Annotated in this window: 11 protein-coding genes; 10 read left to right on the top strand and 1 reads right to left on the bottom strand. The window is 32.8% G+C overall.

The window, feature by feature from the left end; translation table 11 throughout:
- The first annotated feature begins 228 nt into the window (after positions 1-228).
- From AC1UFB_RS09975 to rsmI, 10 genes are all read left to right on the top strand, one after another.
- Positions 229-411, top strand: coding sequence for a sigma factor G inhibitor Gin (locus tag AC1UFB_RS09975; protein WP_025909803.1), 183 nt, complete (start codon positions 229-231; stop codon positions 409-411).
- Positions 412-525: 114 nt separating this feature from the next.
- Complete coding sequence (locus tag AC1UFB_RS09970; RefSeq protein WP_100346510.1) at positions 526-1,959, top strand: aminotransferase class I/II-fold pyridoxal phosphate-dependent enzyme; 1,434 nt, start codon at positions 526-528, stop codon at positions 1,957-1,959.
- A gap of 13 nt (positions 1,960-1,972) precedes the next feature.
- Positions 1,973-2,599 carry a dTMP kinase gene (gene tmk, locus AC1UFB_RS09965; protein WP_025909805.1) on the top strand — a complete coding sequence of 209 codons (627 nt, stop codon included), beginning with the start codon at positions 1,973-1,975 and terminating at the stop codon, positions 2,597-2,599.
- A gap of 54 nt (positions 2,600-2,653) precedes the next feature.
- Positions 2,654-2,983, top strand: a complete 330-nt coding sequence (locus tag AC1UFB_RS09960) for a cyclic-di-AMP receptor (protein ID WP_025909806.1) — start codon at positions 2,654-2,656, stop codon at positions 2,981-2,983.
- A 37-nt stretch (positions 2,984-3,020) separates the two neighbouring features.
- Positions 3,021-4,013 carry a DNA polymerase III subunit delta' gene (gene holB / locus AC1UFB_RS09955; RefSeq protein ID WP_100346508.1) on the top strand — a complete coding sequence of 331 codons (993 nt, stop codon included), beginning with the start codon at positions 3,021-3,023 and terminating at the stop codon, positions 4,011-4,013.
- Between the two features lie 4 nt (positions 4,014-4,017).
- A complete protein-coding gene (locus AC1UFB_RS09950; protein WP_025909808.1) occupies positions 4,018-4,845 on the top strand; it encodes a PSP1 domain-containing protein in 828 nt (275 codons plus the stop codon).
- Positions 4,846-4,859: 14 nt separating this feature from the next.
- Complete coding sequence (gene yabA / locus AC1UFB_RS09945) at positions 4,860-5,225, top strand: DNA replication initiation control protein YabA (RefSeq protein ID WP_025909809.1); 366 nt, start codon at positions 4,860-4,862, stop codon at positions 5,223-5,225.
- Positions 5,226-5,275: 50 nt separating this feature from the next.
- Positions 5,276-6,022: a tRNA1(Val) (adenine(37)-N6)-methyltransferase gene (locus AC1UFB_RS09940; RefSeq protein ID WP_025909810.1), complete on the top strand. Its 747-nt coding sequence runs from the start codon at positions 5,276-5,278 to the stop codon at positions 6,020-6,022.
- Positions 6,009-6,296, top strand: coding sequence for a GIY-YIG nuclease family protein (locus AC1UFB_RS09935; RefSeq protein ID WP_025909811.1), 288 nt, complete (start codon positions 6,009-6,011; stop codon positions 6,294-6,296). Before AC1UFB_RS09940 ends, AC1UFB_RS09935 begins: the two co-directional genes overlap by 14 nt.
- Positions 6,274-7,149, top strand: a complete 876-nt coding sequence (gene rsmI, locus AC1UFB_RS09930) for a 16S rRNA (cytidine(1402)-2'-O)-methyltransferase (RefSeq protein ID WP_025909812.1) — start codon at positions 6,274-6,276, stop codon at positions 7,147-7,149. The genes AC1UFB_RS09935 and rsmI overlap by 23 nt, the downstream gene beginning before the upstream one ends.
- 25 nt (positions 7,150-7,174) lie before the next feature.
- On the opposite strand, the gene AC1UFB_RS09925 is transcribed toward rsmI, so the two are convergent.
- Complete coding sequence (locus AC1UFB_RS09925) at positions 7,175-7,459, bottom strand: AbrB/MazE/SpoVT family DNA-binding domain-containing protein (RefSeq protein WP_025909813.1); 285 nt, start codon at positions 7,457-7,459, stop codon at positions 7,175-7,177.
- Positions 7,460-7,870: the final 411 nt, after the last annotated feature.

The raw sequence follows: 7,870 nt of genomic DNA, 5'->3' as shown, positions 1-7,870 counted from the left end.
GAAATAAAATTACAAGAAAATGATATTGCCTTCGCCGTTCACCATCTCGTTGAACATATTCCAGATGAACCCTTTTTCATTATTTTTGGCTAGTTATGTCCCAGCCTCTTTTTATTTTGTTTTAACAAGGTATAAGCTATCTGCGTATAATGTATTGTAGACTTAAAATTCTCATAGGTATAGGAAATAAACAAATGGTTCACAATGACATAGTGGAGGTGTAGAATAATGAACGGAAAAAATCATGATACAGTTTGCTTAGTTTGCAATCAAAGAACAGTTAAAGGTATTACAATTTTTTCTTCATTGATATGTCAACACTGTGAAAAAGATATTACAGAAATAAATTTATCCAATCAGCAATATGATGATATTTTAAATCAATTAAAGAAAATAGAAATTTATAAATAAACCTGAAGTCCTTTTTAAGGGCTTTTTTGCATGATGAAAAAGCTATTGCGAATTTGTTATAATAGACACAGTCTTGATTTATAAATGTGTAAGAGATAAAAGGAGATTATAAGTTTGGAACATCTACGAAGCAAACTGCCTTTATATGATTGCGTTTTAAATCATATCAATAAAAGGCCTCTATCTTATCATGTACCGGGACATAAGAGTGGTTATGTCTTTCCTAAAGGTGTTGAAAAAGATTTTCTACAGTTCTTAAAATATGATTTAACAGAAATAACAGGCTTAGATGATTTGCATGAAGCAGAAGAAGCTATTCAAGACTCTCAGATATTAGCTGCCAACTTATACGGGGTAGATCAAACATATTTTTTAGTGAATGGCTCTACTGTGGGCAACTTAGCTGCAATATTATCTCTTTGTGAAGAAGGAGATAGTATTATTGTGCAAAGGGATTCGCATAAGTCAATCTTTAATGCAATTAATTTAGCAAAAGCCAATGCTATCTTTGTTTCTCCTGAAGTTGATTTGATTTCAAAATTAACGGTAGGTATAAATGTTGAAGATATCAAACAAGCCCTTAAAGTCGCTCCTAGTTCGGTAAAAGCAATTGTCTTAACAAATCCTACTTATTACGGTGTTTCAACTGACTTAGCTCCGATTGTTTCATTGGCACACAAACATTCTATTCCGGTTGTTGTGGATGAAGCTCACGGCGCTCATTTTATTTTAGGAGCTCCTTTTCCAAAGTCAGCTACAGAGTTTGGTGCAGATATTGTTATCCAATCCGCTCATAAGACACTGCCAGCAATGACAATGGGCTCATATTTACATGTGAAAGGAAACTTTATTAATAAAAATAGATTATCTTATCTTTTGGGTGCTTTACAATCTAGTAGTCCATCTTATCCTATTATGGTTTCTTTAGATATTGCACGTTATTATGTAGAGTGTTTAAAAAATGAAGGTACAGCAAAAATTAAAGCTAATTTAAAAGGATTTTATAACGAATTAAATCAGATTGATACCCTTTCTATTGTAGAGTTAAATCAGGAGGGGAATCTTAAGGTTGATTTATTAAAACTCATCTTATCATCTACGCAACTCACTGGTTATGAGCTTCAGGCAGCTTTAGAAGCGGAAGGAATATATACAGAGCTAGCAGATCCTTTGTATGTTTTATTAGTGCTACCTTTATCATCATCATTTGATTTTAGTGATACGTTATTGCGAATCAAAAAAGCAGTTGGATTAAGTGCACAAGGTGGGTTTGTAAAAGATATGATTCATACTCTTTACTACCCTGAAAAAATTACACATAAAATATATACTCATAAAAATGAAACCGAGATAGTTTCACTAGATACCGCTGTAGGAAAGATATGTGCGGAAACCATTATACCTTACCCACCAGGCGTTCCACTGCTGTTAGAAGGTGAAGAGATTTCATTACATCATTTAAAGTATTTAAAGCAAACCTTATCTTTTAAAGGTAAAATACAAGGAAGTACAAATATAAGACATGGGTTCATTCGTGTGTTTAAGTAAAAGGGGAATTGCAATGCAAAAGGGAATTTTTATTACATTTGAAGGGCCTGAGGGTGCCGGAAAGACGACAGTTATTCAAATGGTTGAAAATATGTTAAAAGAAAAAGGAATAGATGTTGTTCTGACAAGGGAACCAGGTGGTATTTCAATCGCAGAGCAAATTCGTGAAGTTATTTTAAGTCCTAAAAACAAAGAAATGGACGGTAGAACAGAAGCTCTTTTATATGCGGCAGCTAGAAGGCAACACTTAGTTGAAAAAGTTATTCCCATGCTAGAACAGGGTAAAGTTGTTATATGTGATCGATTCATTGATAGTTCTCTTGCATATCAAGGGTACGCGAGAGGTTTAGGCATTGAAGAAGTATTGGGGATTAATCAATTTGCTATTGATCACCTTATGCCAGATTTAACTTTTTATTTAGATATTAGACCTGAAATAGGATTACAGCGAATAGAAAAAGGTCGTAGTCATGAAATTAATCGTTTAGATTTAGAGAAAATCGACTTTCATTACAAAGTAAGAGAAGGGTATAAACTTTTATTAAATCAATTTCCAAATCGTATCAAAGAAGTTAATGCTGAGCAAAGCGTTGATGATGTATACAACGATATATGTGATGTGTTAAGAGGATTTTTGTAAGCAAATAATTCTTGATATAATAAAGTAAATAAGTTCATAATGAGGTGCATATTCATGAAATTAGTAATTGCAGTTATACAAGATTCAGATAGTACAAAGTTGTTAAACGCATTAGTTGAAAAAGGTTTCCGCTCAACAAAATTATCTAGTTCTGGCGGTTTTTTAAAATCTGGAAATACAACCATTATGATTGGAACAGAAGACGAAAAAGTTCAAACGGTGTTAGATATTATCAAAGGTGAATGTCAAAATCGTAATCAATTTATTTCTCCAGTTTCTCCAATGGGTGGTAATGCAGATTCATATATTCCTTATCCAGTGGAAGTAGAAGTTGGAGGAGCAACGGTATTTGTGTTGCCAATTGACCAATTTCATCAATTTTAAAAAATTGCCTTACAATTGAAGTAGAAAGTGTGATGAAATGAATAAAAAGTGGGGAGAGCTAGAAGGTATCCAACCAACTGCTCTTAGAATGTTAAAAAACAGTATTGTGAAAGATAGAGTAGCTCATGCTTACCTGCTTGAAGGAAGTAAAGGAACTGGAAAAAAGGAGATTAGCTTTTTATTTGCAAAACGATTATTTTGCTTAAATCCTCATGAACATGAACCATGCTATGAATGTATTAACTGTAAAAGAATTGATTCTGGTAATCATCCGGATGTACATTTTATTGAGCCAGATGGCTTATCAATTAAAAAAGAACAAGTACAATATTTACAAGCTGAATTCACAAAAACTGGTGTTGAATCCAATAAGAAGTTATATATTATTAATCATGTTGATAAGATGACAGTAAGTGCCTCTAATAGTTTATTAAAGTTTTTAGAAGAGCCAACGGATGGTACATATGCAATCTTGTTAACAGAGACTATTCAGAAGCTGTTGGATACAATTATATCTAGATGTCAGGTTATTTCTCTTCGTTCTTTAACAGAAAAACAATTAGCCGAACAACTAATGAACCATAACATTTCCAGAGCAGATGCAACGCTGATGCCATACTTAACAAATAGTATTACAGAAGCAATTGAATTAAGTGAAGATGAATGGTTTGGACTTGCAAGAAAGTTAGTGATACAATTATATGAAGTGTTAACAACTAGACCTCAACAAGCGCTTCTCTTTATTCACGAAAAATGGGTACCTCATTTTAAAGAAAAAGAACAAGCTCATATTGGGTTAAATTTACTAATGCTTCTTTATCGCGATGTTTTAACGTTGCAAGTAGAAGAAGAGCCAATGATTATTTATTTTTATAAAGAAGATCATTTAAAATCTCATGCACTTCAAGCTACTCAACAAAAAATTATTGCAAAGATTGAAGTCATTTTAAGAGCTAAAAATAAATTAAATTCAAATATGAATATACAGTTATTGATGGAACAGCTGGTGTTGGATTTGCAGGAGGGATAAAAGCTTGTATGATGTAGTAGGTGTTCGCTTTAAAAAAGCGGGTAAAATATATTATTTTGATCCTGGTGATTTAACAATACCAGATGGGGAGTTTGTTATTGTTGAAACAATCCGTGGTGTTGAATTTGGTAGGGTTGTTATTAATAAAAAGCAAGTCAGTGAACATGATGTTGTTCTCCCACTAAAAAAAGTCATTCGTATTGCAGAGCCTAAAGACAAGCTCATTGTTGAGGAAAACAAACAAGCTGCTAGCGAAGCATATGGTGTATGTGTTCAAAAGATTCAGGCACATAACCTAGATATGAAGCTAGTAGATGTAGAATATACATTTGACCGTAATAAGGTAATCTTTTATTTCACAGCAGATGGACGTATCGACTTCAGAGAATTAGTAAAGGATTTAGCAGCCATCTTCCGTACACGTATTGAATTACGTCAAATTGGTGTTAGAGATGAAGCGAAACTTCTTGGTGGTATTGGTCCTTGTGGAAGAATGCTTTGTTGCTCAACTTTCTTAGGAGATTTTGAGCCAGTGTCAATTAAAATGGCAAAAGACCAAAACTTATCGTTAAATCCTACAAAAATTTCAGGGTTATGTGGTCGTCTCATGTGCTGTCTTAAATACGAAAATGATGAATACGAAACAGCGAAAGAGCAGCTTCCTGATATTGGATCTACCATTAAAACACCTGAAGGTTCAGGTCGTGTAATAGGTCTAAATATTTTAGAGCGTATTATACAGGTAGAATTATCAAATCGTGAGCAAATCTTAGAGTATACATTAGATGAAATTATTAATGAAGGTGCTGTTTCGTTTCAAGCCACAGATTAACGAGGTGGGTAAAGGTGGATAAAAAAGAGATTTTTGATTCGGTTACAAATATGGAGGAACAAATTGGTCACTTATACAAACAATTAGGAGACTTAAAAGAGTATTTAGCTGAACTAATTGAAGAAAATCATCACTTACAGATTGAAAATGACCATTTGCGCCGCCGCCTTGACCAAACCAATTTGGAAACAAAGCCCAAAAGTCATAATCAAAAGGTAAGTAGTCAAACAAAAGTACAAAAGCAGATAGATATCGGAGAAGGATACGATAATCTAGCTAGACTGTATCAAGAAGGCTTCCATATTTGTAACATTCATTATGGTAGCGTCCGTCAAGATGGAGATTGTTTGTTTTGCTTATCATTTTTAAATAAAAAATAACAAAGCCTCTCCACAAGGAGAGGCTGCTTTTGTATAAGGAGAAATGGAACATGGTTCAATTATATGAAGATGAACGACTTGATTATCTATTAGCGGACGAAAGTATGCGCATTATTCAAAGTCATTCTGTCTTTTCATTTTCATTAGATGCTGTTTTGCTATCAAACTTTGCGTATGTACCTATAAAAAAAGGGAATATCATTGATTTATGTACAGGGAACGGAGTTATACCTTTATTTTTATCAAAGCGAACAAATGCTAAGATTACGGGTGTAGAAATTCAAGAGCGTTTAGCTAGCATGGCCACTAGAAGTGTTGATTACAATAACTTAAATGATCAAATTAACATTGTTCTAGGCGATTTGAAGGACATGCCACAGAAATTAGGGCATGGAAAGTATGATGTAGTAACATGTAACCCTCCTTATTTTCCTACTCCTAAAGTTGATGAGCAAAATAAAAATGAGCATTATGCAATTGCTAGGCATGAAATTCATTGTAATCTAGAAGATGTGATTCGTGTAAGTAGTCAACTAGTAAAGCAAGGGGGAAAGGTCTCAATTGTACATCGACCAGGTCGACTTGTTGATATCATTACGTTAATGAGGGCATACCGTTTAGAGCCAAAACGCTTACAGTTTATCTATCCGAAGAAAAATAAAGAAGCTAACACCATTTTAATTGAAGGAATTAAAGATGGTAATGCAGACTTAAAAATCCTTCCACCACTCGTTGTTTATAAGGAAGACAATGAATATACAAACGAGCTAAAGGAAATTTTGTATGGAACAAACTAAGCATTATTTTTACGTATTAGAATGTAAAGACCAAAGCTATTATGCAGGATACACAAATAATTTGAATAAGCGTTTAGCCGTTCATAATAGTGGCAAAGGTGCTAAATATACTAAAAGTCGTTTACCAGTTGTACTTTTATGGCATGAAGAGTACGAAACTAAAATTGAAGCCATGAAAAAAGAATACTGGTTTAAACAGTTAAGCCGTAGACAGAAAGAACAATATATCCTAAAGGAGCAGAAGAAAAGTAATGAACTCACAAAAAAGTTATGAAGGAATTGAAGACAAAGGAGTATTATATCTAATTCCAACACCTATTGGTAACCTAGAAGATATGACATTTCGCGCAATTCGATTATTAAAAGAAGTAGATTATATTGCTGCAGAAGATACAAGGCATACAAAGAAGCTGTGTAACCATTTTGAGATTGGGACACCAATCGTTAGCTATCATGATCATAATAAAGAAACGAAAACCGAGAGGCTTATTCAAGATTTAGAAAAAGGTCTTAAAATTGGTCTTGTGAGTGATGCTGGTATGCCATGCATCTCTGATCCAGGATATGAATTAGTAAGAGAAGCGACCAACAAAGGTTATACTGTTATTCCTTTACCAGGTGCGAATGCTGCGTTGACAGCTTTGATTGCTTCTGGACTACCTACTTATGAATTCTATTTTTACGGTTTTTTAAATCGAAATAAAAAAAGTAAAAAGGAGGAACTTCAACTTTTATCTATAAAAAAAGAAACGATGGTTTTCTATGAAGCACCTCATCGTTTAAAAGAGACGTTAAAATTGATGTTTGAAGCCTTTGGAAACCGAGAGATTGTACTATGTAGAGAGTTAACAAAGCGTTATGAAGAGTTTTTAAGAGGAACTATTGAAGAAGCAATAATTTGGGCTAACGAAACAGAACTTAGAGGAGAATTTTGTTTCATTGTTTCAGGAACAACTGAAGACATTATAGAAGATAAAGAAGCTTGGTGGACAGAGTTAACAATTATTGAACACGTGAACTATTATATAAATGATCAGCAATTTAGTAATAAGGATGCTATCAAACAAGTAGCAAAAGATCGTAATCAATCAAAAAGAGAGATATATAGTGAATATCATGTGAACTAAAAAAGCTGTCGTTAGACAGCTTTTTTTAGTTTGAAGATTGTAGATTATTTTCAAGTTCTTTCATAATTTGTTCTGCACCTTCACGGCTTAAAATTAGCTTACCACCAGCTAATTGAATATTTTCATCTGAAACTTCACCAGTTACTTGGCAAGTCATGTTTGGTTTATATTTCTTTAAAATGATACGCTCTTCATCAACATAAATTTCTAACGCATCTTTTTCAGCAATCCCTAATGTACGACGTAATTCAATTGGAATTACTACACGTCCTAACTCATCAACTTTACGAACAATACCTGTAGATTTCATCTTATTTTCCCCTCTCACCTTTTAGTTTTCTATGTTATTACTTTCGTCATTATTCGACAAATTCAACGTACTTTTATAATACCAACGTTTCCAAAACTAGTCAATCATTTTGTATGTAAAAAAATGTAGATGGAAATAAAAAAATATAAAAACACTTATATAAAAAGGGTTTGTGAAGAATACCAATAATATCTTTAGGTAGTATATTGAAAAAAATAACATAATAAATTTGATATAAAGATGATTGAATTCAAGCTTTTTTAATCAAAAATTCATTTTTCGACAAAATAAGACAAAAACTACTTTCTTTAGAGTTCATCCAAAAAGTAATAAGGTATTTTATCACTAGTGTTGCATTAATTTAAATTAACTATTAAAAAGACTCAAAATCTTCAATTTTATTATTTTAGG

Source organism: Priestia sp. KCTC 13724, from assembly GCF_056820425.1.
Note: the sequence above shows the minus strand (reverse complement) of the source record. Positions and strands in the feature narration are given on the sequence as shown.

Bases quoted from the DNA above. Each gene is read 5' to 3' on its own strand.
- AC1UFB_RS09975 (WP_025909803.1), top strand. From the start codon at position 229: ATGAACGGAAAAAATCATGATACAGTTTGCTTAGTTTGCAATCAAAGA.
- AC1UFB_RS09960 (WP_025909806.1), top strand. From the start codon at position 2,654: ATGAAATTAGTAATTGCAGTTATACAAGATTCAGATAGTACAAAGTTG.
- holB (WP_100346508.1), top strand. From the start codon at position 3,021: ATGAATAAAAAGTGGGGAGAGCTAGAAGGTATCCAACCAACTGCTCTT.
- AC1UFB_RS09940 (WP_025909810.1), top strand. From the start codon at position 5,276: ATGGTTCAATTATATGAAGATGAACGACTTGATTATCTATTAGCGGAC.
- AC1UFB_RS09935 (WP_025909811.1), top strand. From the start codon at position 6,009: ATGGAACAAACTAAGCATTATTTTTACGTATTAGAATGTAAAGACCAA.
- rsmI (WP_025909812.1), top strand. From the start codon at position 6,274: ATGAACTCACAAAAAAGTTATGAAGGAATTGAAGACAAAGGAGTATTA.
- AC1UFB_RS09925 (WP_025909813.1), bottom strand. From the start codon at position 7,459: ATGAAATCTACAGGTATTGTTCGTAAAGTTGATGAGTTAGGACGTGTA.
- tmk (WP_025909805.1), top strand. From the start codon at position 1,973: ATGCAAAAGGGAATTTTTATTACATTTGAAGGGCCTGAGGGTGCCGGA.